General features: G+C 64.1%; 26 protein-coding genes. 18 read left to right on the forward strand and 8 right to left on the reverse strand.

All coding sequences use genetic code 11. The features are described from left to right. Positions 1 to 101: 101 nt before the first annotated feature. Positions 102 to 1,145 (reverse strand): type IV pilus twitching motility protein PilT, encoded by a 1,044-nt coding sequence (locus AC07P1_RS25000; RefSeq protein WP_090316767.1) that lies wholly within the window; start codon positions 1,143 to 1,145, stop codon positions 102 to 104. A gap of 60 nt (positions 1,146 to 1,205) precedes the next feature. Here AC07P1_RS25000 and AC07P1_RS25005 point away from each other — a divergent pair, with 60 nt between their 5' ends. Both AC07P1_RS25005 and proC read left to right on the forward strand, forming a co-directional pair. Next, positions 1,206 to 1,919: a YggS family pyridoxal phosphate-dependent enzyme gene (locus AC07P1_RS25005; protein ID WP_494698377.1), complete on the forward strand. Its 714-nt coding sequence runs from the start codon at positions 1,206 to 1,208 to the stop codon at positions 1,917 to 1,919. A 1-nt stretch (position 1,920) separates the two neighbouring features. Next, positions 1,921 to 2,745 (forward strand): pyrroline-5-carboxylate reductase, encoded by an 825-nt coding sequence (gene proC / locus AC07P1_RS25010; protein WP_494698378.1) that lies wholly within the window; start codon positions 1,921 to 1,923, stop codon positions 2,743 to 2,745. Between the two features lie 86 nt (positions 2,746 to 2,831). Here the strand turns inward: proC and AC07P1_RS25015 are convergent, their stop codons facing one another. The 4 genes from AC07P1_RS25015 to AC07P1_RS25030 form a co-directional block, all read right to left on the reverse strand. Continuing rightward, entirely contained in the window at positions 2,832 to 4,898 is a 2,067-nt protein-coding gene (locus AC07P1_RS25015; RefSeq protein WP_494698379.1) for a J domain-containing protein, read from the reverse strand. A gap of 464 nt (positions 4,899 to 5,362) precedes the next feature. Then, entirely contained in the window at positions 5,363 to 5,713 is a 351-nt protein-coding gene (locus AC07P1_RS25020) for an ElaB/YgaM/YqjD family protein (RefSeq protein ID WP_494698380.1), read from the reverse strand. 88 nt (positions 5,714 to 5,801) lie between these two features. Next, on the reverse strand, positions 5,802 to 6,656 hold the full coding sequence (gene ubiA, locus AC07P1_RS25025; protein ID WP_494698381.1) for a 4-hydroxybenzoate octaprenyltransferase: 855 nt from the start codon (positions 6,654 to 6,656) through the stop codon (positions 5,802 to 5,804). A gap of 73 nt (positions 6,657 to 6,729) precedes the next feature. Further along, positions 6,730 to 7,665: a LysR substrate-binding domain-containing protein gene (locus AC07P1_RS25030; protein ID WP_315212309.1), complete on the reverse strand. Its 936-nt coding sequence runs from the start codon at positions 7,663 to 7,665 to the stop codon at positions 6,730 to 6,732. 122 nt (positions 7,666 to 7,787) lie between these two features. Here AC07P1_RS25030 and AC07P1_RS25035 point away from each other — a divergent pair, with 122 nt between their 5' ends. The 3 genes from AC07P1_RS25035 to AC07P1_RS25045 are packed head-to-tail and all read left to right on the forward strand — an operon-like array spanning position 7,788 to position 9,761. Next, a complete protein-coding gene (locus AC07P1_RS25035) occupies positions 7,788 to 8,972 on the forward strand; it encodes a PilT/PilU family type 4a pilus ATPase (protein WP_494698382.1) in 1,185 nt (394 codons plus the stop codon). 19 nt (positions 8,973 to 8,991) lie between these two features. Continuing rightward, positions 8,992 to 9,477: a D-glycero-beta-D-manno-heptose 1-phosphate adenylyltransferase gene (gene rfaE2 / locus AC07P1_RS25040; protein WP_494698383.1), complete on the forward strand. Its 486-nt coding sequence runs from the start codon at positions 8,992 to 8,994 to the stop codon at positions 9,475 to 9,477. Continuing rightward, positions 9,474 to 9,761: a hypothetical protein gene (locus AC07P1_RS25045; RefSeq protein WP_494698384.1), complete on the forward strand. Its 288-nt coding sequence runs from the start codon at positions 9,474 to 9,476 to the stop codon at positions 9,759 to 9,761. Before rfaE2 ends, AC07P1_RS25045 begins: the two co-directional genes overlap by 4 nt. Positions 9,762 to 9,922: 161 nt before the next feature. Here AC07P1_RS25045 and trmL read toward each other — a convergent pair whose 3' ends face one another. Both trmL and AC07P1_RS25055 read right to left on the reverse strand, forming a co-directional pair. After that, positions 9,923 to 10,393, reverse strand: coding sequence for a tRNA (uridine(34)/cytosine(34)/5-carboxymethylaminomethyluridine(34)-2'-O)-methyltransferase TrmL (trmL, locus tag AC07P1_RS25050; RefSeq protein WP_494698385.1), 471 nt, complete (start codon positions 10,391 to 10,393; stop codon positions 9,923 to 9,925). A 37-nt stretch (positions 10,394 to 10,430) separates the two neighbouring features. Further along, entirely contained in the window at positions 10,431 to 11,276 is an 846-nt protein-coding gene (locus tag AC07P1_RS25055) for a ComF family protein (protein ID WP_494698386.1), read from the reverse strand. Positions 11,277 to 11,370: 94 nt separating this feature from the next. On the opposite strand from AC07P1_RS25055, the gene AC07P1_RS25060 reads away from it, so the two are divergent. The 7 genes from AC07P1_RS25060 to AC07P1_RS25090 all read left to right on the forward strand — a co-directional run bounded on the left by AC07P1_RS25060 (position 11,371) and on the right by AC07P1_RS25090 (position 17,378). Then, entirely contained in the window at positions 11,371 to 12,297 is a 927-nt protein-coding gene (locus AC07P1_RS25060; protein WP_494698387.1) for a methyltransferase domain-containing protein, read from the forward strand. 431 nt (positions 12,298 to 12,728) lie between these two features. Continuing rightward, positions 12,729 to 13,946, forward strand: a complete 1,218-nt coding sequence (coxB, locus tag AC07P1_RS25065; protein WP_315212298.1) for a cytochrome c oxidase subunit II — start codon at positions 12,729 to 12,731, stop codon at positions 13,944 to 13,946. A gap of 15 nt (positions 13,947 to 13,961) precedes the next feature. Next, positions 13,962 to 15,551: a cytochrome c oxidase subunit I gene (gene ctaD, locus AC07P1_RS25070; protein WP_494698388.1), complete on the forward strand. Its 1,590-nt coding sequence runs from the start codon at positions 13,962 to 13,964 to the stop codon at positions 15,549 to 15,551. A 3-nt stretch (positions 15,552 to 15,554) separates the two neighbouring features. Continuing rightward, on the forward strand, positions 15,555 to 15,662 hold the full coding sequence (locus AC07P1_RS25075) for a cytochrome oxidase small assembly protein (RefSeq protein ID WP_494698389.1): 108 nt from the start codon (positions 15,555 to 15,557) through the stop codon (positions 15,660 to 15,662). Between the two features lie 3 nt (positions 15,663 to 15,665). Next, the gene (locus tag AC07P1_RS25080; RefSeq protein WP_494698390.1) at positions 15,666 to 16,262 is read left to right on the forward strand and encodes a cytochrome c oxidase assembly protein; all 597 of its coding nucleotides are present in this window, start codon (positions 15,666 to 15,668) and stop codon (positions 16,260 to 16,262) included. Then, complete coding sequence (locus AC07P1_RS25085) at positions 16,249 to 16,455, forward strand: DUF2970 domain-containing protein (RefSeq protein WP_090316718.1); 207 nt, start codon at positions 16,249 to 16,251, stop codon at positions 16,453 to 16,455. Before AC07P1_RS25080 ends, AC07P1_RS25085 begins: the two co-directional genes overlap by 14 nt. Before the next feature lie 38 nt (positions 16,456 to 16,493). After that, positions 16,494 to 17,378 (forward strand): cytochrome c oxidase subunit 3, encoded by an 885-nt coding sequence (locus AC07P1_RS25090; protein ID WP_494698391.1) that lies wholly within the window; start codon positions 16,494 to 16,496, stop codon positions 17,376 to 17,378. 209 nt (positions 17,379 to 17,587) lie between these two features. Here AC07P1_RS25090 and AC07P1_RS25095 read toward each other — a convergent pair whose 3' ends face one another. Further along, the gene (locus tag AC07P1_RS25095) at positions 17,588 to 17,791 is read right to left on the reverse strand and encodes a twin transmembrane helix small protein (protein ID WP_494698392.1); all 204 of its coding nucleotides are present in this window, start codon (positions 17,789 to 17,791) and stop codon (positions 17,588 to 17,590) included. A 39-nt stretch (positions 17,792 to 17,830) separates the two neighbouring features. Here AC07P1_RS25095 and AC07P1_RS25100 point away from each other — a divergent pair, with 39 nt between their 5' ends. From AC07P1_RS25100 to AC07P1_RS25125, 6 genes are read left to right on the forward strand one after another with little or no spacing between them, the layout of a single operon-like run. Continuing rightward, positions 17,831 to 18,565 carry an SURF1 family protein gene (locus AC07P1_RS25100; protein WP_494698393.1) on the forward strand — a complete coding sequence of 245 codons (735 nt, stop codon included), beginning with the start codon at positions 17,831 to 17,833 and terminating at the stop codon, positions 18,563 to 18,565. After that, entirely contained in the window at positions 18,546 to 19,172 is a 627-nt protein-coding gene (locus AC07P1_RS25105; RefSeq protein ID WP_494698394.1) for an SCO family protein, read from the forward strand. Before AC07P1_RS25100 ends, AC07P1_RS25105 begins: the two co-directional genes overlap by 20 nt. Positions 19,173 to 19,177: 5 nt before the next feature. Continuing rightward, positions 19,178 to 20,341, forward strand: coding sequence for a COX15/CtaA family protein (locus AC07P1_RS25110; RefSeq protein ID WP_494698395.1), 1,164 nt, complete (start codon positions 19,178 to 19,180; stop codon positions 20,339 to 20,341). 9 nt (positions 20,342 to 20,350) lie between these two features. Continuing rightward, on the forward strand, positions 20,351 to 21,244 hold the full coding sequence (gene cyoE / locus AC07P1_RS25115; RefSeq protein WP_494698396.1) for a heme o synthase: 894 nt from the start codon (positions 20,351 to 20,353) through the stop codon (positions 21,242 to 21,244). After that, positions 21,241 to 21,831, forward strand: coding sequence for an SCO family protein (locus AC07P1_RS25120; protein ID WP_494698397.1), 591 nt, complete (start codon positions 21,241 to 21,243; stop codon positions 21,829 to 21,831). Before cyoE ends, AC07P1_RS25120 begins: the two co-directional genes overlap by 4 nt. After that, complete coding sequence (locus AC07P1_RS25125; protein ID WP_494698398.1) at positions 21,828 to 22,883, forward strand: AI-2E family transporter; 1,056 nt, start codon at positions 21,828 to 21,830, stop codon at positions 22,881 to 22,883. The genes AC07P1_RS25120 and AC07P1_RS25125 overlap by 4 nt, the downstream gene beginning before the upstream one ends. Positions 22,884 to 22,893: the final 10 nt, after the last annotated feature.

Below are 22,893 nucleotides of genomic sequence, written 5' to 3' on the forward strand. Positions count from 1 at the left end.
ACGAGCCCGGCAGCGGCGTGGCAGAGTTCGTGTCCGAATGTCGGACCTGACCCCCGGGGGTGTAGAGCCCGTGTCCGAATGTCAGACTTGACCCCACTGGGTTAGCCGGGGAAGTTGTCCGGGGTTTTGGCGGCGCTGCGGGCGGCGGCGGCGGAGATGACGTTGCGCCGCACCAGGTCCGTGAGGTTCTGGTCCAGCGTTTGCATGCCGACGTTGCTGCCGGTCTGGATCGCCGAGTACATCTGCGCGATCTTCGATTCGCGGATCAGGTTGCGGATCGCCGGCGTGGCGACCATGATCTCGTGCGCGGCCACCCGGCCCGCGCCGTCCTTGGTCTTGAGCAGCGTTTGCGAGATCACCGCCTGCAACGATTCCGACAGCATCGCGCGCACCATTTCCTTTTCGTCGGCCGGGAAGACGTCGACGATGCGGTCTATCGTCTTGGCCGCCGACGAGGTGTGCAGGGTGCCGAACACCAAATGCCCCGTCTCGGCCGCCGACAGCGCCAGGCGGATCGTTTCGAGGTCGCGCAGCTCGCCGACCAGGATGGCGTCCGGGTCTTCCCGCAACGCCGAGCGCAGCGCGTTGTTGAACGACAGCGTGTGCGGCCCGACCTCGCGCTGGTTGATCAGGCATTTCTTCGATTCGTGCACGAATTCGATCGGGTCCTCGATCGTGAGGATGTGGCCGTATTCGTTTTCGTTGAGGTGGTTGACCATCGCCGCCAAGGTCGTCGATTTGCCCGAGCCGGTCGGTCCGGTGACCAGCACCAGGCCGCGCGGCTTGAGCGCGAACTCGGCGAAGATCTTGGGCGCGTTGAGCTCTTCGAGGCTGAGGATCTTCGACGGGATCGTGCGCAGCACCGCCGAGGCGCCGCGCTCCTGGTTGTAGGCGTTGACGCGGAAGCGCGCCAGCCCCGGGATCGCGAACGAGAAGTCGACCTCCAGCATCTCCTCGTAGGCCTTGCGCTGGCCGTCGTTCATGATGTCATAGATCATGCCGTGCACTTCCTTGTGCTCGAGCGGCGGCAGGTTGATGCGCCGCACGTCGCCGTGCACCCGTATCATCGGCGGCAGCCCGGCCGACAGGTGCAAGTCCGAGGCCTTGTTCTTGACGGAGAATGCGAGAAGTTCGGATATGTCCATTTATAATCCCTGCCTGGCGTTGGTGTGATGACGCTTACCGCTGTCTTTTACCCGATGATTATGTCCCCGATCCCCCAAAACTTGCAAGCAATCACCGCGACTATCGTTGCCGCCTCTCAAGAATCCGGCCGCGCGCCGGATACGGTGCAACTGCTGGCCGTGTCCAAGACTTTCGGTCCGGAAGCCGTGCTGGAGGCGGTGCACGCCGGCCAGCGCGCGTTCGGCGAGAACTATTTGCAGGAGGCGCTCGACAAGATCGCGGCGTTGAGCGCGCAGCCCGAGGTCGCGGCCACCCGCCTGGAGTGGCATTTCATCGGGCCGATCCAGAGCAACAAGACGCGGCCCATCGCCGAGCATTTCGATTGGGTGCACACGGTCGAGCGCGAGAAGGTGGCGCAGCGCCTGTCCGAGCAGCGCCCGGCCGCCATGGCGCCGCTGCAAATCTGTTTGCAAGTGAATATCAGCGGCGAGGCCAGCAAGAGCGGCGTCGCCCCGGACGAGGTGGCGGCGCTGGCCCACAAGGTCGCGGCGCTGCCGAATCTGACGTTGCGCGGCCTGATGGCGATCCCCGAGCCGGCCGCGGAATTCGACCGGCAGCGCGCCGCGTTCGCGCGCCTGCGGACGCTGTACGAGCAACTGCGCGCCGACGGCCTGGCGCTCGATACGCTGTCGATGGGCATGTCGGCCGACATGCGCGCGGCGATCTTCGAGGGCGCGACCATCGTGCGCGTCGGCAGCGCCATTTTTGGATCACGAACTTACAACAAGGTTTGATATGAAGATTGCATTTATTGGCGGCGGCAACATGGCCTCCGCGTTGATCGCCGGCCTGGCCGGCAAGCTGACCGCCGGCGCGGACATCCATGTGGTCGATCCGAATCCGGAGTCGCTGGCAAAACTGAAGCAGCAATATGGCGTGACCACGGCCACCGCCGCCGACGCCGCCGTCGGCGCGGCCGACGTGATCGTGCTGGCGATCAAACCGCAGAGCATGCGCGAGGTGGCGGCGCAGTTGTTGCCCTTGCTGGACCAGGCCGGGCAGACCTTGATCGTGTCGGTCGCGGCCGGCATCCGCAGCGCCGACCTGTCGCGCTGGCTGGGCGGCTACGGCGCCATCGTGCGCTGCATGCCGAACACGCCGGCGCTGATCGGCATGGGCATCACCGGCATGGTCGCCGCCGCCGGCGTGAGCGCCGGGCAGAAGCAGGCCGCCGACGACATCCTGCGCGCGGTCGGCCCGACCGTGTGGCTGGACGACGAAGCGAAGATCGACGCGGTGACGGCGGTTTCCGGCAGCGGCCCGGCCTATGTGTTCTACTTTATCGAGGCGATGCAGCAGGCGGCCGTGGACATGGGCCTGAGCGCGGAGCAGGGCACGCAGCTGGCGCTGGCGACGTTCGCCGGCGCGGCGCAGCTGGCCAACCAGTCGAGCGAGCCGGTCTCGCTGCTGCGCGAGCGCGTGACGTCCAAGGGCGGCACCACCTACGCGGCGCTCACCAGCATGGAGCAGAGCGGGGTGAAGGCGGCCATCGTCCAGGCGGTGAAGGCGGCCGCCGCGCGCGGCAAGGAGATGGGCGACGAGTTGGGCGCGGCTGACTGATAGCCAACCGCGGCGCGCGCAAAAGAAAACGGGCCGGTTCCAGCTGTGCGCTGGAGCCGGCCCGTTGGCGTTGCGGGGAACGCGGCTTATTGCGCCAAGGATTTGACGCCTTTACCGATCTCTTCGCTTACATGGCATTGCGCCTCGTTGAGCGCGATCGCGTTCTGGATCGCCGCCATCGCGACCTGGGCCGCCATGGCGATGGCGGCCGAGGCCTGCGCCGCCGCGATGGTCGCCGCGGCCTCGGCTGAACCGGCCAAGGTCGACGCCGTGCCCGCCACGGCGCCGGCGGTGCCGGCCACGTTGCCGGCGCTGCCTGCCACGTTGCCGGCCGAGTTGGCGAGGTCGTTGTCCTTCGGCTTAGGCGCTTCCTCCTCGTGCGGCACCGGCGTCGTGGTCGGGCTGGCGGGGCTGGTAGTGCTGACCTGGAGGGCGGTCGTGGTGTGCAAGTCGCTTTGGTTGTGCGAACTGAGGACCAACTGGCTGGAGGTCGACAGGTCGCTTTGCGGAGATGCCTGGTCGGGCTTCACGTCGCGGCCCTTGGTTTCAGGCTGGGCCGCGGGTTTGGTCTCCGGCTGCTTGGCCTCGGGTTCGGCCGTGGATTTGGTCTCCGGTTTGCTCTCCCGCTTTGTCTCGGGCTTGGCTTCGGACTTGGTCTCGGGCTTGGTTTCCGCCTTGGTCTCGGGCTTGGCTTCCGATTTGGTTTCCGGTTTCGCTTCCGCTTTGGGCGCGGGAGCGGGAGCCGTCCTTGGATTTTTCTCCAGGTCGGCCTTGGCGGCATCGCGCGCGGTGTTGATATCCTGCTGCTTCTCGTGGCTGCCGCCTTTGTCCGGATGGTTTTGCAGCGACAGCTTGCGATAGGCTTGGTTGATCTGGGCGAGGTTCGCGTTGGGACTGACACCGAGGACCTCGTGCCAGTTGGATGCCGGCGTCTCCGGCTTGGACTCGTGTTTGGTCTCCGGGCCGTGCGCGTGGCCGCACTCCGGTCCCTCGGCGTTCGGGTGGTGCGCGCCGGACGCCGGCGGCGCCGCCGGCGCCGCGCCCTGACCGCCGCGCCGCCTGCCCAGCATGTCCGCCGCCGCCGGCGCCAGGGCGCCCGCCATCAGCAGCGCGGACTCGGTGTGGCCGTTGGTCACCTTGTTGAGCGCCTCGCCGACACCGACGCCGAGGCCGGTTTCCGCCACGCGTTTCATCAAGCCCTTGGGGCCGCCGATCAATCCGCCCACGACGTTCTGGACCATTTCGTTGCCGATGTGGGCGGTCTTCATGGTGGCCATGACGGCGTTGGCGGCCAAGCCCTCCGGCGTCAGGTCGCACGCCGCCGAGACGGCGCTCATGGCGGTGTTCAAGCCGTCGTGCAGCAACTTGCCGCCTTGGCCGTTGACGAGGTCCTTGGTCATGGCGACGGCGCCGTCCACGGTGCCGGCCACATCGTTGGCGACGCCGTCGGCCACCTGGTCGGTGATCTTCACCGTGGTGTTGATGCCCTTGTCTATCGTGTGGCTGGCCTTCTCCGCGAACCGGTCCACCGACTTGGAGATATGCATGCCCTGCAGCGCGGCGGCGGCCGAATCGGTCGCGCATTTGCCAACTTCGCCAGCGTTGGCGGCGACGGTCTTGACCACCACGGCGGCGTCCTTGCCCAGGTTGCCGATCGTGTGTCCCCAGTCGGTGCCGTATTTGGACAGATCGTGCTTGGCCGCGTCCAAATGCCCCGAGACCACGTCCTTGGTCAGATGGCCGACGTCGCTGGCCATGGTGGCGGCGTCGTTGGCCAGGCTGTGGCCGATGTTGTCGACCGCCTTGACCGTGTTGTCGGCCATTTTGGCGGCCATCTGCTTGGCGCTGGCCGCCATCTTGTCCATCGCCTTCGACAGGTGCAGGTCGACGGTGGCGTCGGCCGCCGCGTCGACGGCGGTCTTCTCGATGTCGGTCAGCCCCTTGGTCAGGTTGGTGCCGACGTTGGCCATGTCATTCAACGCCGCGCGCAGCCTGCCGTGGGCGATGTCGTTGACCGCGTTGGCCGCCTCGTGCGCGGCGTTGCCGATATCCTTGGCGACGTGTTCTATGCCGTGCGCGACATCCTTGGCGACGTGTTCTATCGCATGCCCGATATTGTGCATCGCATGCTTGATTTTGCTAAAAAGACCCATGATAGTTCCTCTCTGCTGAAGTGGAAGTGGTGGTCAGCGGGGGCTGTCCGGATGGATGGCGTGGTGGGTGGTGCCGCCTCGCGGCGGGGCCGATGCGATGGTTGTCGAACTCATAACTACCTCAAATGGTTGGGGATGGAGGGACCATTCGGGGAGGCGCACCGATGCCGACGGGAGAGCATGCTCCGCGTCATGGGTGCGTGCTTCCCCTCGGGGTGGTTTTCGGCACGGATGCCGGACTTAGCTTGCGCATGTCAACAATAGGACATGGCCTTCGGCGGACCGTGCGCGCAAGCGAATCGACGGCGCGGCAGGCGAAGCCGCGCTTGACGGTTTTTTATCGGGGAGGGAAGCTGGAGCGCCCAGCCGGGCCGCGCGGCGGCCGATGGGCGCTCAGTGGAGGGACTCGATGCCGCGGCCGGCACGCCGGGGAGGGGGCGTGCCGAAACAAGGGAATGGCGCGTTTATCGACGCGACAGCAAGATGCCGACGATGACGCCGACGGCCGCGCCCACGCCGACCGCTTTCCACGGGTTGTCACGCACATAGATGTCCGCGCTTTGCGCCACTTCGTGGCTGCGGGCGATGACGCTGTCCTCGAGCTTGCGCAGGTCCGTCTTGGCGGTGCGCAGCGTGTCCTCGAAGCGGGCGCGGACCTCGGAGGCCGTGCCGCCGACTTTGTCGCCGGCGTCGCTCAGATAGTTTTCCGCCTCGCCGATGGCGGTCTTCAAGCCGTCCATCAACTTGTCGCGCGCCGCGCCGCTGGCGGCCTGGCCGTCGGAGATGCCGTTGCTGTTCTGATGAGTTTGATCCATGGTGATGACCTCCTGTCTGTCGCTCGTTGAAAGGGGATAGCCGGTGTAGGCGCCAAGTGCATGGCGCCCTTGCGCCGGGGCTATCGTTTCAGCGCAGCGCGTAATCGACGGCAATACCCGCGAACACCGCTGCACCCAGCCAGTTATTATGGCGGAAAGCGTAAAAACACGCGTCGCGCTCCCGTGCGCGGATCAGGGTGTAGTGATACAGCGCGATGCCGGTGGCCACCGCCAGGCCGGCGACGAACCAGCCGCCCAAGCCCAGCTGCAGGCCGCACACCAGCAACAGCGACAGATGCACGCCGTAGCACAGCATGACGGCGGCGACGTCGAAGCGGCCGAAGGTGATGGCCGAGGTCTTGATGCCGATCTTCAAGTCGTCGTCGCGGTCGACCATCGCGTATTCGGTGTCGTAGGCGACCGCCCAGAAGACGTTGCCAAGCAGTAGCACCCAGGCCACCGGCGGCACGGTGTCCTGGATCGCGGCGAACGCCATCGGGATGCCGAAGCCGAAGGCGATGCCCAGGTAGGCTTGCGGGATGGCGAAGAAGCGCTTGAAGTAGGGGTAGGTGGCGGCGATGATGACGGCCGCCACCGACAATTGCTTGGTCAGCGCGTTGAGCGGCAGGATCAGGCAGAACGAGACGATCGCCAGCCCGGCGGCGATGGCCAGCGCTTCCTTGCCGCTGATGCGCCCGCTGGTGATGGGACGCTGCGCGGTGCGCTTGACGTATTTGTCGATATCCTGGTCGGCGTAGTCGTTCATGGCGCAGCCGGCCGAACGCATCAACAGCGTGCCGAGCGAGAAGATCAGGACCAGCTTCCAGTCCGGCTTGCCGTTGGAGGCCAGCCACAGCGCGCACAGCGTCGGCCACAGCAGCAGCAGGGTGCCGATGGGTTTGTCCAGTCTGACCAGGCGGAAATACAGCTGCAGCTTGTTCATCGATTGCGTCGCGAGAAGGGAAAGACGGGCATTATCGCAAATCTTTCCGGCGGGTGCGCCGTCGACGGCCGGATTATTCGGCTTCGCAGAGGGTGGTGATGCCGGGCAGGTTGCAAGAGGCGACGACTTCGCAGACGGCGTCGATGGCGGCCTTGCGGGTGAAGCTTTTGCGCCAGACGATGACCACGCGGCGCGATGGCTGCGGCGCGTCGAAGTTGCGGAACTGCAGCATGCCTTCGGTGGTGTTCATGTCCGGCACCGAGGCGCGCGGCAGCACGGTCAGGCCGATGCCGCTGGCGACCATGTGGCGGATGGTTTCCAGCGACGAGCCCTCGAAGGTGCGCTGCATGCCGTTGCCGGGCGCCGAGAAGCGCGCCATTTCCGGGCATACTTCCAGCACCTGGTCGCGGAAGCAGTGTCCGTTGCCGAGCAACAGCATGTTTTCGGTCTTGAGGTCGTCGGCGGGGATGGTTTTGCGTTTGGTCCATGGGTGCTGGGCCGGCATGGCCACCACGAACGGTTCGTCGTACAGGGCCTGCATCGCCATGCCGTGGTCGGGCAGCGGCAGCGCCATGATGGCCGCGTCGAGCTCGCCCTGGCGCAGCATTTCGAGCAGGCGCACGGTGAAGTTCTCCTGCAGGATCAGCGGCATCTGCGGCACCTTGTCGATCATGCCCTTGACCAGCGGTGGCAACAGGTAGGGGCCGATGGTGTAGATGACGCCCAGGCGCAACGGGCCGGCCAGCGGGTCTTTATTTTGTTTGGCCAGCTCCTTGATCGCGGCGGTCTGTTCCAGCACGCGTTCGGCCTGGGCGACGATCTGCGCGCCCAGCGGGGTGACCGAGATCTCGGCGCCGCCCCGTTCGAACAGCACCACGCCCAGCTCGTCCTCGAGTTTCTTTATGGCGACCGACAGCGTCGGCTGCGCGACGTAGCAAGCTTCGGCGGCATGCCCGAAGTGTTTCGCTCGCGCAACGGCGACGATGTATTTCAGTTCGGTCAGAGTCATGAATCTATTTGAACACAGGCAATGTACAGATGCAATAATTGTGGGTCAACAAAGGCCATTGTAGCGGAATGGTGTCGATATAATGCACCTTGGCGGCGCAAAACCTGAGAAAGAGGGCGTGTATGTCCACCACATTTGGTCCGGAAGAGGCGCAGGCCTACCTGCACAAGCTGTTGAAAGTGATGCACCACACGGGTGGATCGGATCTGTTTATTTCCGCCGATTTCCCGCCCAGCATCAAGTCGCAGGGGGCGATGAAGCCGCTGAGCCAGCAGAAGCTGACCGGCGGCGTTACCCGCGCGCTGGCCTTGTCGATCATGAACGAGAAGCAAAAGCGCGAGTTCGAGGCTGAGCTGGAATGCAACTTCGCCATCTCCTTGCCGGAGGTGTGCCGCTTCCGCGTCAATGTGTTCGTGCAGCAGCAGAACGTGGCGATGGTGATCCGCACCATCGCCTCCGAGATCCCGACGTTCGAAAAGCTCGACCTGCCCGAGGTGTTGAAGGACGTCATCATGACCAAGCGCGGGCTGGTGCTGGTGGTCGGTGGCACCGGTTCGGGCAAGTCGACCACGCTGGCGGCGATGATCGATTACCGCAACGCCAATTCGGCCGGCCACATCATCACGGTCGAGGACCCGGTCGAGTATGTGCACAAGAATAAGAACTGCCTGGTCACGCACAGGGAGGTCGGCGTCGACACCTTGTCGTGGCATAACGCGCTGAAGAACACCTTGCGCCAGGCGCCGGACGTGATCCTGATCGGCGAGATCCGCGACACCGAGACCATGGAGCACGCGATCGCGTTCGCCGAGACCGGCCACCTGTGCCTGGGCACCTTGCACGCGAACAACTCCAACCAGACCATGGACCGCATCATCAACTTCTTCCCGGAGGAGCGGCGCAACCAGTTGCTGATGGATTTGTCGTCCAACCTGCGGGCCATCGTCTCGCAGCGGCTGGTGCGCACCGAGGACGGGCAGGGGCGCAAGGCGGCGATTGAAATCCTGCTCAACACGCCGACGATCGCCGAGATGATCTTCAAGGGTAATTTCCAGTCGATCAAGGAAATCATGCACAAATCGCGCGAGCTGGGCATGTGCACGTTCGACCAGGCGCTGTACGAACTTTATAATAAGGGCTACATCGGCTATGAAGAGGCGATCCGCAATGCCGATTCGGCCAATGGCCTGCGCTTGCAGATCAAGCTGCGCGGCGAGCGCAAGGAGCCTGGCCAGACCGGCGGCTCCGGCGCCGACGCGCTCAGCATGCAGATCGAAGCGGAAGCGCAAGACGAAGAACCCAAGTAATCACATCGAAAAGACCCACATGCCCCAATTTGAAGACAAGATCTGCACCCGTGAACAACTGGCCGCGCGCGTGGCCGCGCTGCCCAAGCCGGTGGTGCTGACCAACGGCGTATTCGACATCCTGCACCGGGGCCACGTCACGTATCTGGCGCAGGCGCGCGCGTTGGGGGCGTCGCTGGTGGTGGCCGCCAATACCGACGCCTCGGTCAAACGGCTGGGCAAGGGCGACGACCGGCCGTTGAACAACTGCGGCGACCGCATGGCGGTGCTGGCGGCGCTGGAATCGGTCAGCCTGGTGGTCGATTTCGACGAGGACACGGCGCTGGAGGTGGTTCAGCAGGCGCGGCCCGAGATTTACGCCAAGGGCGGCGACTATCGGATGGATGCGATACCGGAGGGTAAAGCGGTGCTGGCCTACGGCGGCCATGCGGTCGCGATCGACTTCGAGCACGACCGGTCGACCACCAAGCTGCTGACCAAGGTGCGCGCGCAGCGTCCGGTATGAGGCTGCTGCTGATCGCCGTCGCGGTGCTGGCGTTTATCGGCGTGCTGTGGGGGCCGGTGACGTATGTGGCGTGGCGGCTGTGGCAGCGTGGCGATCCGGTCGCGTTCCGGCAGTTGCGGTTCATGCTGCCGGCGCAACTGATGGCGGCGGTGGCGCTGGCCTTCACCGCCGACGTGCTCGGCATGCGCAATCCGCCGGCGCTGTTTGCCGCCTCGACGGTCATCGTCAGCGCCGTCGGCACGGGCGCGCTGGCGCTGGCGCGTTACGTCGCAAGACGCCGCTGACCCAGGCCCGGGTCGGACGCATACCGTTGAGACACGTAGGGCGGATTAGCGTAGCGTAATCGGCCATGCATCCGCCGTCGGCGGCTCATAAATGGCGGATACGGCCCCGCCTAATCCGCCCCACGTGCCGCCGTGGAATTTATACGGCAACTAATTAGTCGCTATGCGCCGCCGGCGTAGCCATTCTGGCGCCATGCTTCGAAGACCACCACCGCCACCGTGTTCGACAGGTTCAGGCTGCGGTTGTCCGGACGCATCGGCAAGCGGATGCGCTGGGCCGGCGGGAAATTTTCGCGCAGCGCCGGCGGCAGGCCGCTGGTCTCGGAGCCGAACACGAACACGTCCCCCGGCTGGAAACTGGCTTGCGCGAACGGCGACGAGCCGTGCGTGGTCATCGCGAACATGCGCGACGGGTCCGGCTGCAGGTCCGCCAGGAACGCTGGCCAGTCGGCGTGCACCTTCATTTTGGCGTATTCGTGGTAATCCAGCCCGGCACGCTTCATCTTCGAGTCCTCCAGCGGGAAACCCAGCGGTTCGATCAGGTGCAGCTGCGCGCCGGTGTTGGCGCACAAACGGATGACGTTGCCGGTGTTCGGCGGAATTTCGGGGTGGACCAGCACGACGTGAAACAAAATGTTCTCCTCAAACCTACAATATTCAATGCGCGATTCAATGCGGCGGCGTGCGGGCGAACACCAGGTTGCTCACGCGCGCGGCGCCATGGCGCTTTAATGTTGCCGCCAGCTCGTCCAGCGTGCCGCCGCTGGTCATGACGTCGTCGACGATGCCGATGTGCCTGCCGCGCACCAGCGCGGCGTCCGGCACCGCGAACGCGCCGGCAATGTTGCGCTGGCGCTGCTCCGGCGCGACGCTGCTTTGCGCCGTCGTCTCGCGCACCCTTGCCGTCAGCCGCGGATGCAGCGCGACGCCGAGGCTGCGCGCCAGCGGCCTGGCGATTTCCAGCGCCTGGTTGTAGCCGCGCTCGGCCAGCCTGCGCGGCCCCAGTGGCACCGGACAGATCAGCGCCGGCAACACGAAGCCGGGCTGCTGCAACACGGCGTCGCGCAGCAGGCGGGCGAACAGGGCCGCCAAGGCCAGCCGGTGGCCGAATTTCAATTGCAGCACCAGTTGATCGACCGGCATCGCGTAGTCCGCCGCCGTCAAGGTGACGTCGAAGGCCGGCGGATGCGTGGCGCACAGGCCGCACAGCCGATGCCCGGGCTGGCCGCGCGCCTGTTTTCCGGCATAAATTTGCCCGCCGTGTTGCGCCGCCGCGCCCGCGCCGGGCAGCGGGTTGGCGCAGCACGCGCAGCGCGCGATGGCGACATTGGCGCCGAAAAATTGTGCGGCGCAGTCCGGGCAGAGCGTGTGGTCGCCGCCCAGTCCGCACAGCGCGCAGGAGGTCGGTAGCAACGCACGCATGATCCTGGCGCTGGTGCGCCGCAGCAGACCGCCGGCCGGGCCGGCGCCGCCACCACCAGTGTCTGTTGTTTCTTCGATCAGCTTGCCACGCATGCCACGCTCCCGGCAAAAAACGCGGGCCGTAGGCGTCGCATTCGCGTTCAACCATGTACACTGCCGACATTATCGCATTACAGACCACCCCACGATGCATGTGCCCGCAAATCCACCCAAACTGAGTGCGCCTATCGATCTGGAGCGTGTGCGCGCGCTATTTTCCCGCCCTGAACGCATTTCCCCGGCCGATTTCCTGCGCCGCGAAGTGTCGTCGCGGATGTTCGACCGATTGGAACTGATCAAGATCGCGCCGCAGCGCGTGCTCGACGCCGGCTGTGGCGCCGGCGCCGACCTGCCACTGTTGCAAAAAGCCTACCCGGCCGCGCAGATCCTCGGCATCGATTCCGCCGAGGCGCAGTTGCGCGCCGCGCAAGGCCAGGCGACCAGGCAATCGTCGCTGAACCAGCTGTTGAGCAAACTGCTGCCATCCAAGACCGGCGTCGACCTGATGTGCGGGGATTTCGCTGAATTGCCGCTGGGACCGAACTCGGTCGACCTTGTGTGGTCCAATCTGGCCCTGCACTGGCATCCCCAGCCGGATCGCGTGTTCGCCGAATGGCGCCGGGTGCTGCGTGTAAACAGTCTGCTGATGTTTTCCTGCTTCGGTCCCGATACCTTCCGCGAGTTGCGCGCGGCGTTCGCCGAGGCCGATCTGGCCCAGCACGCGCTGCCGTTCGTCGATATGCACGACTTCGGCGACCAACTGGTGGAGGTCGGTTTCTCGACGCCGGTGCTGGATATGGAAGTGATCACCGTGACCTACGACACGCCGAAGGCGCTGCTGGCCGATGTGCGTGCCCTGGGCGGCAATCCGCTGGGGACGGTGGGCAGGGGACTGATGGGCAAGCACGCCTGGCAACGCATGCTGGACGCGCTGGAAAAGACCCGCCGTCCGGATGGCAAGCTGGGGCTGACGTTCGAGGTGATTTACGGCCACGCCTTCCGGCCGGCGCCGAAAGTGACTTCCAAGGGTGAAGCCATTATCCGCTTCGATCTGCCCCGCAAGCCGCGCCAGTAGCGGCTTTGCGGCTGTTTCACCTTCTGTTTAACATTTCGCACTGTGGTAAAGCTGAGTGCGCTGTGAGGGACGGAAGAGTTGCAAAATGGATTATTTGTTGATGTGCGCCGTTGTTGTTATATATAATCATTGACTAATTTTGCCAGCATGTCACGTCGCCAGCTATAACCCACCGACGCGAGGCGAAAGCAGTTAGAACGAACAAGAACAAGCAGTTGAATTAAGCATAATCAGGCTTTTATGTTGTCCGTAGGCAGTATGTAGGGACGACCTTATAAGTCTCAAGGTCCCGCCGGGGTCGCGTTGGAGAAGTTTTTCAAACGTGGCTGGCATGGGGCCTGAAGTTGTTTAAGGAGCGGCGCCGGTTCAGTTCACCGAAATCCGGAGTCGTTAAAAAAATATTTTTAATTTCTTGGGTGGTTGGGGAAAACATGACACATGCGAAGCGACTTCAATCGTTGATGCTCGGGCTGACGATGACGGCAGCCAGTATCCCAGCGTGGGCGGCGGAGACGGCGGCAGGCACCTACGGCGCGGCGACCGGCGGCACCGGCGGCCCCGTCCCCGGGCAGATGAATCTGCAGCCCCCCGCGACCCAGATCGCTTCCCAAATCTACGACCTCCATACCTGGATGATGGTGGTTTGCCTGGTTATCTTCGTCGCCGTGTTCGGCGTGATGTTCTACTCCATCTTCAAGCACCGCAAGTCGCTCGGCCACAAGCCGGCCACCTTCCACGAATCGACCGCCGTTGAAATCGCCTGGACGGTGGTGCCGTTCCTGATCGTCATCGGCATGGCGCTGCCCGCCACCCGCACCGTGGTCGGCATGAAGGACACCTCCAACGCCGACATCACCATCAAGGCCACCGGCATGCAGTGGAAGTGGGGCTACGACTACCTCAAGGGCGACGGCGAGGGCATTTCCTTCCTGTCGAACCTGAAAACCCCGCGCGCGCAAGTGGGCGCGCCAGGCTTCGCGCCGACCGAGGCGCGCGGCGACAACTACCTGATGGAAGTCGACAACGAAGTCGTGGTGCCGGTCAACAAGAAGATCCGCATCGTCACCACCGCCAACGACGTGATCCACGCGTGGTCGGTGCCGGCCTTCGGCGTCAAGCAGGACGCCATTCCCGGCTTCGTGCGCGATACCTGGTTCAAGGCCGAGCACACCGGGACCTACCGCGGCTATTGCTCCGAACTGTGCGGCAAGGAACACGCGTTCATGCCGATCGTGGTCAAGGTCGTCACCGACGCCGAGTACAAGACCTGGGTCGACGGCAAGAAAAAGGAAATGGCGGCATTGGCAGACGATCCGACCAAGACCTGGACCATCGACGAGCTGAAAACCAAGGGCGAAAAAATCTACACCGCCAACTGCGTGGTCTGCCACCAGGCCACCGGCAAGGGCGTGCCGAACGCCTTCGCGCCGCTGGACGGCTCGGCCGTGGTCAACGGCCCGAAAGCCGACCAGATCCACATCCTGCTGAACGGCCAGAAGAGCGGCAAATACCCGGCCGAGATGCCGGCGTGGAAGCAATTGTCGGACACCGACATCGCCGCCGTCATCACCTACACCCGTAACAGCTGGTCGAACAAGGCCGCCGAAAACATCGTTCAACCGGCCGAAGTCACGGCTGCACGTAAGTAATCAGGAGCGTTACAAATGAGCACAAGCACCTTGGATCACGCACACGATCACGATCACGCTCACGACCACCCGCACGGGCTGTCGCGCTGGTTGTTCGCCACCAACCACAAAGACATCGGCACGCTCTACCTGTGGTTCTCGTTTGTCATGCTGCTGTCGGGCGGCGTGCTGGCGCTGATGATACGCAGCGAGCTGTTCAAGCCCGGCCTGCAATTCTTCCAGCCCGAGTTCTTCAACCAGCTGACCACGATGCACGGCCTGGTGATGGTGTTCGGCGCCATCATGCCGGCCTTCGTCGGCTTCGCCAACTGGATGATCCCGCTGCAGATCGGCGCCTCGGACATGGCGTTCGCGCGCATGAACAACTTCTCGTTCTGGCTGCTGCCGCCGGCCGCGCTGCTGCTGGCGACCTCGTTCCTGGTCCCGGGCGGCGCCACCGCCGCCGGCTGGACCCTGTACGCGCCGCTGTCGACCCAGATGGGACCGGGCATGGACATGGCCATCTTCGCGATGCACCTGATGGGCGCGTCGTCGATCATGGGCTCGATCAACATCATCGTCACCATCCTCAACATGCGCGCGCCGGGCATGACCCTGATGAAAATGCCGATGTTCTGCTGGACCTGGCTGATCACCGCCTACCTGCTGATCGCCGTGATGCCGGTGCTGGCCGGCGCCATCACCATGACCCTGACCGACCGCCACTTCGGCACCACCTTCTTCAACGCGGCCGCCGGCGGCGACCCGGTCATGTACCAGCATATCTTCTGGTTCTTCGGCCACCCCGAGGTGTACATCATGATTTTGCCGGCGTTCGGCATCGTCTCGCAGATCCTGCCGGCCTTCGCCCGCAAGCAGCTGTTCGGCTACGCGTCGATGGTGTACGCCACCGCGTCGATCGCGATCCTGTCGTTCATCGTCTGGGCCCACCACATGTTTACCACCGGCATGCCGGTGACGTCGCAGCTGTTCTTCATGTACGCCACCATGCTGATCGCGGTGCCGACCGGCGTGAAGGTGTTCAACTGGATCGCCACGATGTGGAAGGGCTCGATGACCTTCGAGACCCCGATGCTGTTCGCGGTCGGCTTCATCTTCGTGTTCACCATCGGCGGCTTCACCGGCCTGATCCTGGCCGTGACGCCGATCGACATCCAGCTGCAGGATACCTATTACGTGGTGGCGCACTTCCACTACGTGCTGGTGGCCGGCTCGCTGTTCGCGCTGTTCGCCGGCTTCTACTACTGGTCGCCGAAGTGGACCGGCCACATGTACAACGAGACGATGGGCAAGGCGCACTTCTGGCTGTCGCTGATCACCTTCAACATCACCTTCTTCCCGATGCACTTCCTGGGGCTGGCCGGCATGCCGCGCCGCTATGTCGACTACTCGTCGCAGTTCACCGACTACAACATGATCGCCACCATCGGCGCCTTCGGTTTCGGCCTGTCGCAGGTGTTCTTCCTGTTCTGCGTGATCATCCCGACCATTCGTGGCGGCAAGAAAGCCGAAGCCAAGCCATGGGATGGCGCCGAAGGCCTGGAGTGGACCGTGCCGTCGCCGGCGCCGTTCCACACCTTTGAAACGCCACCGCAGTTCAAGTAATCCATGACAGAACATAAAAAGCCGAACAACGCGCGCACCGGCTGGATACTGGCCGGGCTGGCGCTGTTCTTTTTCCTTTCCGTGTTCGTCAAGCGGATGTGGTTGAGCTAAGCCTTGAGCGCAGACAACGAAACCAGCGGACTAAACCGCACCTTGTTGGGCAAGCTGATCGTCATCGCGGTGGTGATGTTCGGCTTCGCCTACGCGCTCAATCCGTTCTACCGCCAGATCTGCGAAGCGCTGGGGCTGAACGTGCTGACGCAGAAGGATGGCACGGTCGAGTACGACAAGAACACGCAGGTCGACAAGACGCGCAACGTCGTCATCGAGTTCGACGCCAATGCGCAGGGGCCGTACCGCTTCCGCCCGACGGTGACGAACATGACGGTGCACCCGGGCGAGCTGGCGACGGTGACGTATGAAGTGGTCAACACGCAAAACCGCGATGTCGCGGCGCAGGCGATTCCAAGCTACGCGCCGCAGAATGCGATGCAGCACTTTAAAAAGGTCGAATGCTTCTGCTTCAAGCAGCAGGCGCTGAAGCCGAACGAGGCGCGGCAGATGCCGGTGGTGTTCTTCGTCGACCCGGCGCTGCCCAAGGATGTGAAGACGATCACCTTGTCGTACACCTTCTTCGAGGTGGGCGGCATGGACAAAACCGCGACCAAGACCGCCGCGGTGAGCGAGGGCGCCCAAAATGCCGTCCGATAAAAAGGAAAGCGCCTCGTTCCTGTACTCGTTGCGGGCGGTGTTCTGGTCGTTTTTCGGCCTGCGCAGGAAGAGCGATTTCGATACCGATTCGGCCAAGCTGAATCCGTTGCACATCGTCATCGCCGCCCTGATCGGCGTGGCCGTTTTCATCGGCTTGCTGATCACGATAGTCAAATTAGTAGTGGCACAATAAAAGTAGCATCCTCGAATAAATGATTTAGGGAGATGAAGATGAGTTCACAGGTCGGTTCACAGGTCGGATCACACAACGCCACGGCGCCGTACTATTTTGTGCCGGGCCCGTCCAGATGGCCGCTGTTCGCCGGTATTTCGCTGCTGGTCACGATGATTGGCGCGTCGGCCTGGGTGAACGACGTGTCCTGGGGCATGCCGGTCAATTTCGTCGGCCTGGCGGCGATCATCACCGTGCTGTACTTCTGGTTCGGCGACGCCATCAAGGAATCCGAAGCGGGCCAGTACAGCCAGCGCATCGATTACTCGTACCGCTGGTCGATGGGCTGGTTCATCTTCTCGGAAGTGATGTTCTTCGCCGCCTTCTTCGGCGCGCTGTTCTACGCGCGCACGATCTCGATGCCGTGGCTGGGCGACCTCGACCACAAGTTCATCTGGCCGGACTTCGCCGCGCACTGGGGCAACACCGGCCCGGCCGGCACGGTGGAAACCTTCCGCACGATGGGGCCGTTCCCGATTCCGACGATCAACACCGCGCTGCTGCTGACCTCGGGCCTGACGTTGACGATTTCGCACCACGCGCTGCGCGCCGGCCACCGCGCGCAGACGGCGATCTGGCTGTTCGCCACGGTGCTGCTGGGCGCCATCTTCATGGGCTTCCAGGCCTACGAATACATCCACGCGTATTCGGAACTGAACCTCAAGTTGACCTCTGGCATCTACGGCTCGACATTCTTCATGCTGACCGGCTTCCACGGCTTCCACGTCACGATGGGCGCGATCATGCTGTCGGTGGTGCTGTACCGCGTGCTGAAGGGCCACTTCACGCCGAACAACCACTTCGCGTTCGAAGGCGCGGCCTGGTACTGGCACTTTGTCGACGTGGTCTGGCTCGGTTTGTACGTTGTCGTGTACTGGCTGTAAGGGCGCAGCGTTATAATGCCGCGACGGGGTCGTCGCGGCGAAAAAGCCGCAGACGGGTATACCCGATGCGGCTTTATTTTTTGACGAATCGCGCGAATGACACGTGTTCCACGTAGGGCGGATTAGCGAAGCGTAATCCGCCATGCATGCGTCGTCGGCGGCTCATGGCGGATTACGGCGTGCCGCCTAATCCGCCCTACGAATTTTCGTCAGGTGCGGATGCCGGTCGGGTGGATGTAGCCGAGCTTGTACGCGAGCAGGATCAGCAAGAAGAGGGCGATCGATAGGCCCACCCGCAGCGCGAGCGCGTTGACGGTGTTGTTGGTTTTGCCCTTGTCGCGCATCAGGAAGAAAAAGGCCGATCCCAGGCTGCCCAGTATCAGGATGAACGCGATGGCGACGGCAATTTTCATGACAGGACCGGGCGGTAAAATGAGTGAGGCTCCATTGTAATGCCTATTAGCTTCCGCTTTAAATTGATCCCCTTCGTGGCGACCGTGCTGCTGGTGACGCTCGGCATTCAGGCCGGGAACTGGCAGGAACGCCGCGCCGCGCAAAAAATCTCCGCTCAGGATAAACTTGCCCAAGGTAACCTCGCCGGGCCGCTAGTGCTCGACGGTAAGCCGCTCGACGCCGGCGCCGTCGAATTCCGCCGCGTGACCGCCACCGGCCAATTCGTCGCCGACTGGCCGCTGTATCTGGATAACCGCCCCTACCAGGGCCGCTCCGGCTTTTACGTGCTGATGCCGTTTAAAATCGCCGGATCGGGCATGCACGTGCTGGTGCAGCGCGGCTGGCTGCCGCGCGATTCGGCGCAGCACGACAAGCTGCCGGCCTACGCCACGCCGACGGGCGAGGTCACGCTGGAAGGTGTGGCGCGCCTGAACCCGGGCCACGTGATGCAGCTGGGTACGGCGCCGCCGCTGGCGCCGAACGCCATCGTGCAGAACGCCGACCCGCTGCAAGTGGCCGAGCAGAGCGGCTTGACGATGCAGCCGTTCGTGCTGCAGCAGACCGCGCCGGCCAAGCCGGGCGGCGACGATACGAGCATGGCGCGCGATTGGGCGCTGCCGGCGATGAGCGTCGAAAAACATCAGGGCTATGCCTTCCAGTGGTACGCGCTGGCGGCGATGGCCGTTGTCTTCTTTGTTGTGAACGGATTCAGACGTGCAAAACCCGCCAAATAATCAAACATCCCGTGGCCGCTGGAAGCTGCTGGCCGTGCTGGCCGTGTGCGCCGCGCCGCTGATCGCTTCATATTTCATGTACTACGTGGTCAAGCCCAAGGGCGGCGTCACCAACTACGGCACCCTGATCGATCCTCGCCTGCATCCAATCCCGCCGATGGCCAGCACCACCCTGGACGGCAAGCCGGCCACCCTGGACGATTACAAGGGCAAGTGGATCATGCTCAAGGTCGGCCCGTCCGAGTGTCTGCAGGAATGCCAGGACCAGCTGTTCGCGATGCGCCAGTTGCGCACCATGCAGGGCAAGGCCATGGAGCGCGTCGAGCGTGTGTGGATGATCACCGATAACGAGCCGCTCGATACGGTGCTGATGCGCGTCAACGACGGCACCCGCATGCTGCGCGCGCCCGCCGCCGTGGTCGACAAGTGGCTGCCGCTGGACAAGACCGCACCGGCCGACAAGGTCTCCGACCACGTCTACCTGATCGACCCGCTGGGCAACCTGATGATGCGCTTCCCGAAAGGCGCGGTATCCAGCGACACCGAGAAAGTGCGCAAGGTCCACAAGGACATCGCCAAACTGCTTAAAGCCTCGGCGATCGGATAGCCATCATGCACATGACCCTGATCCAAATGGCGGTCACGGCGTTGCTGGTCGCGCTGCTGCCGCTGTCGCTGGTCTACACCTCGTCCGACGCCAGCAAGTACCGCAAGCTGGTGTGGGTCAGCGTGTTCCTGACGTTCGACCTGATCGTGTTCGGCGCCTTCACGCGTTTGACCGACTCGGGTCTCGGCTGCCCGGACTGGCCGGGCTGCTACGGCGCCGCCAACCCCTTCCTGGCGCACGCCCAGATCGTCGCCGAGGAAACCCTGCGCCCGACCGGCCCGGTCACCGTGGTCAAGGCCTGGATCGAGATGATCCACCGCTACCTGGCGATGGCGATCGGCGTGCTGATCGTGGCGATGATGTCGCAGGCGTGGTACCGCTGGATCAAGTCCAAGCGCACCCGCATCGAGTACGCGCCGGGCATGCCGACCTTCCTGTTCTTCTTCGTCTGCCTGCAGGGCGCGTTCGGTGCCTGGACCGTGACGTTGAAGCTGCAGCCGGTGATCGTCACCATCCACCTGCTGCTGGGGATGGGGCTGCTGGCGCTGCTGGTGTGGTACGGCGGCCGCCAGAACCACCTGATCTCGCCGGTGCGCACGGTGACGGCGTCGCCGCCGGCGATGCGCAACATCCGCATGCTGGCCGCCGCCTCGGCGCTGATCCTGCTGGTGCAGATCGCGCTGGGCGGCTGGGTCAGCACCAATTACGCGACGCTGGCCTGCACCGATTTCCCGCTGTGCGGCGGCAAGCTGGTGCCGGAGATGGACTTCGAGCACGGCTTCACCCTGTGGCGCGAGCTGGGCAAGACCGCCGCCGGCCACTATTTGCCGTTCTCGGCGCTGACGGCGATCCACTGGGTGCACCGTAACATGGGCTTCATCGTCGCGCTGGTGGCCGGCTACACGGCCTGGCGCGCGTGGGACCACCCGGCGCTGCACAAGACGGCGCGCGGCATCGCCATCATGTTGGCGGTGCAGATCGCCAGCGGCGTCGCCACCATTTACCTGAGCTTCCCGTTGACCATCGCTGTGCTGCATAACGCCGGGGCGGCCATGCTGGTCCTGCTGCTTACCATGTTAAACTACAAGGCTAAGTACCAGTACGATCTTGCCAAAAAAGCAGCTTCAGGCTCGGCTTTCCCGCAGATCTTGCCGGTCAGGCAACGATAAGCACACCTGATGACCACTCACACCGCAATTTCCAAACCACCCAGCCGCGCCTCGCAATATTGGGCGCTGACCAAGCCGCGCGTCACCCAGATGGCGGTGTTCTGCGCCGTCATCGGCATGTTCCTCGCCACCGAGGGACTGCCGGACTGGCGCGTCGTGGTCGCCGCCACCATCGGCATCTGGCTGCTGACCGGCGCCGCCTTCGCCGTCAACTGCCTGGCCGAGCGCGAGATCGACGCCCGCATGGCCCGCACCGCGCGCCGTCCGATGGCGCTGGGCGACATCACCGTCATGCAGACGGTCGTGTTCGCCACGGTGATCGGCGGCGCCGGCATGTGGATACTCTACACGCTGGTCAATCCGCTGACGATGTGGCTGACCTTTGTCACCTTCATCGGCTACGCCATCATCTACACGATGATTTTGAAGCCCTCGACGCCGCAGAACATCGTCATCGGCGGCTTGTCGGGCGCGATGCCGCCGGCCTTGGGCTGGGCCGCCATCGCCAACGAGGTGCCGATGGAAGCGTGGCTGCTGGTGCTGATCATCTTTGTCTGGACGCCGCCGCATTTCTGGGCGCTGGCGCTGTACCGCCGCGACGACTACGCCAAATCCGGCCTGCCGATGCTGCCGGTCACGCACGGCATGCAGTTCACCCAGTTCCACGTCTGGCTGTACTCGATCGCGCTGGCCGCGACCACCTTGCTGCCGTTCGCGGTGCACATGAGCGGGCTGATTTACCTGGTGTCGGCCGTCATCCTCAACGCCGTGTTCCTGCACCACGCGTGGAAAATCTACCGCCACTACACCGACTTGATCGCCCGCAAGGCGTTCACCTGGTCGATCATTTATCTTTCGCTGCTGTTCGCGGCGCTGCTGGTGGACCACTACATCAAACTATGAAAAAAATCCTCGCCCTGGGCCTGCTGGCCGTCTCCATGATGTTGGCCGGCTGCGGCGAGAAAACCGCGGCGGCGCCGACGTTCAAAAGCGTCGACATCACCGGCGCCGCCTTCGCGCGCGACTTCGCGCTGACCGACCACACCGGCAAGCCGCGCACCATGGCGGACTACAAGGGCAAGGTGGTGGTGATGTTCTTCGGCTTCACCCAGTGCCCGGACGTGTGCCCGACCACGATGGCGGAGATGTCGGCCGTGATGAAGGAACTGGGCCCGCAGGCCGAGCAGGTGCAGGTGCTGTTCGTCACCGTCGACCCCGAGCGCGACACCAGGCAATTGTTGTCGGAGTACGTGCCGGCGTTCGACAAGCGCTTCGTCGGCCTGTACGGCACGCCGGAGCAGACCGCCGCCACCGCCAAGGAATTCAAGGTGTTCTACTCCAAGGTGGAGGGCAAGACGCCGGGCAGCTATTCGATCGACCACACCGCCGCCAGCTATATCTTCGACCGCAACGGCAAGGTGCGCCTGCTGGTGCGCCATAACCAGGGTCCGGCGCCGATCGTGCACGATATCAAACAACTGTTGTTATGAGCGGGGATTCCGTGGGCCAGCGCTTCCAGCCTTTTACCCGGCTCGCCGCCGTCATCCTGCTGGTGATCGGCTGCCTGTTCGTGCTGCGGCCGTTCCTGGCCGCGATCCTGTTCGCCTGCGCCATCGCCATCTCCAGCTGGCCGCTGTATCTTCGCCTGCTCGAGCGCGTCAAGGGGCGGCGCTGGCTGGCCGCCATCATCATGAGCGTCGGCCTGACCCTGCTGATCGTCGTGCCGCTGACCCTGGTCACGTGGAACATCGCCGACAACGCCTCCGAATTCTACGACCACTTCAAGGGCGATCTCGACACCGGCGCCTTGTCGCCGCCGGCATGGCTCAAGGATATCCCCATCGTCGGCGACATCATCGACACCTATCTGCGCAAGCTGCTGGGCAGCCGCGACGAGCTGGTCAACACCGCCAAGGGCATGCTGGAGCCGGCGCGTCACTTCCTGCTGGGCAGCGGCATGGTGCTGGGCAGCGGCGTGGCGCAGGTCAGCCTGGCCGTGTTCGTGAGCTTCTTCCTGTACCGGGATGGCCAGAACATCATCATCACGTTGTCGAACGCGATGAACAAATTGATCGGCGCCGAGCAGAGCCTGTCTGTGTCCGACACCGTCAGCCGCACGGTGCGCGGCGTCATGTACGGGCTGCTGGGCACCGCGCTGGCGCAGTCGGTGGTGGCGGCGATCGGCTTCCTGATCGCCGGCGTGCCGGCCGTCGCGTTGCTGTCGGTGGCGACGTTCCTGTTCTCGCTGATACCGGTCGGCCCGCCGCTGATCTGGGGCGGCGCGGCGCTGTGGCTGTTCAACGAGGGCAGCGTCGCCTGGGGCGTGTTCATGCTGGTGTGGGGCGTGCTTCTGATCAGCGGCGTCGACAACGTCGTCAAGCCCTTGCTGATCAGCCGGGGCAGCAGCCTGCCGTTCGTGCTGGTGCTGCTGGGCGTGATGGGCGGGGTGCTGGCGTTCGGGTTCGTCGGGCTGTTCATCGGGCCGACGTTGCTGGCGGTGGGACTGGGCTTGCTGAAGAACTGGACCGGCCAACCGGTTTGATTCGGCCTGT

The organism is Duganella sp. GW821-FHT07F09 (assembly GCF_059418705.1).

Coding starts and splice junctions, on each gene's coding strand:
- AC07P1_RS25035 (WP_494698382.1), top strand. CDS start 7,788: ATGTCCACCACATTTGGTCCGGAAGAGGCGCAGGCCTACCTGCACAAG.
- AC07P1_RS25120 (WP_494698397.1), top strand. CDS start 21,241: ATGAAAAAAATCCTCGCCCTGGGCCTGCTGGCCGTCTCCATGATGTTG.
- AC07P1_RS25060 (WP_494698387.1), top strand. CDS start 11,371: ATGCATGTGCCCGCAAATCCACCCAAACTGAGTGCGCCTATCGATCTG.
- coxB (WP_315212298.1), top strand. CDS start 12,729: ATGACACATGCGAAGCGACTTCAATCGTTGATGCTCGGGCTGACGATG.
- ubiA (WP_494698381.1), bottom strand. CDS start 6,656: ATGAACAAGCTGCAGCTGTATTTCCGCCTGGTCAGACTGGACAAACCC.
- AC07P1_RS25000 (WP_090316767.1), bottom strand. CDS start 1,145: ATGGACATATCCGAACTTCTCGCATTCTCCGTCAAGAACAAGGCCTCG.
- AC07P1_RS25095 (WP_494698392.1), bottom strand. CDS start 17,791: ATGAAAATTGCCGTCGCCATCGCGTTCATCCTGATACTGGGCAGCCTG.
- AC07P1_RS25030 (WP_315212309.1), bottom strand. CDS start 7,665: ATGACTCTGACCGAACTGAAATACATCGTCGCCGTTGCGCGAGCGAAA.
- AC07P1_RS25075 (WP_494698389.1), top strand. CDS start 15,555: ATGACAGAACATAAAAAGCCGAACAACGCGCGCACCGGCTGGATACTG.
- ctaD (WP_494698388.1), top strand. CDS start 13,962: ATGAGCACAAGCACCTTGGATCACGCACACGATCACGATCACGCTCAC.
- AC07P1_RS25045 (WP_494698384.1), top strand. CDS start 9,474: ATGAGGCTGCTGCTGATCGCCGTCGCGGTGCTGGCGTTTATCGGCGTG.
- AC07P1_RS25005 (WP_494698377.1), top strand. CDS start 1,206: ATGTCCCCGATCCCCCAAAACTTGCAAGCAATCACCGCGACTATCGTT.
- AC07P1_RS25055 (WP_494698386.1), bottom strand. CDS start 11,276: ATGCGTGGCAAGCTGATCGAAGAAACAACAGACACTGGTGGTGGCGGC.
- proC (WP_494698378.1), top strand. CDS start 1,921: ATGAAGATTGCATTTATTGGCGGCGGCAACATGGCCTCCGCGTTGATC.
- AC07P1_RS25110 (WP_494698395.1), top strand. CDS start 19,178: ATGCACATGACCCTGATCCAAATGGCGGTCACGGCGTTGCTGGTCGCG.
- AC07P1_RS25100 (WP_494698393.1), top strand. CDS start 17,831: ATGCCTATTAGCTTCCGCTTTAAATTGATCCCCTTCGTGGCGACCGTG.
- AC07P1_RS25090 (WP_494698391.1), top strand. CDS start 16,494: ATGAGTTCACAGGTCGGTTCACAGGTCGGATCACACAACGCCACGGCG.
- AC07P1_RS25125 (WP_494698398.1), top strand. CDS start 21,828: ATGAGCGGGGATTCCGTGGGCCAGCGCTTCCAGCCTTTTACCCGGCTC.
- AC07P1_RS25085 (WP_090316718.1), top strand. CDS start 16,249: ATGCCGTCCGATAAAAAGGAAAGCGCCTCGTTCCTGTACTCGTTGCGG.
- cyoE (WP_494698396.1), top strand. CDS start 20,351: ATGACCACTCACACCGCAATTTCCAAACCACCCAGCCGCGCCTCGCAA.
- AC07P1_RS25015 (WP_494698379.1), bottom strand. CDS start 4,898: ATGGGTCTTTTTAGCAAAATCAAGCATGCGATGCACAATATCGGGCAT.
- AC07P1_RS25020 (WP_494698380.1), bottom strand. CDS start 5,713: ATGGATCAAACTCATCAGAACAGCAACGGCATCTCCGACGGCCAGGCC.
- rfaE2 (WP_494698383.1), top strand. CDS start 8,992: ATGCCCCAATTTGAAGACAAGATCTGCACCCGTGAACAACTGGCCGCG.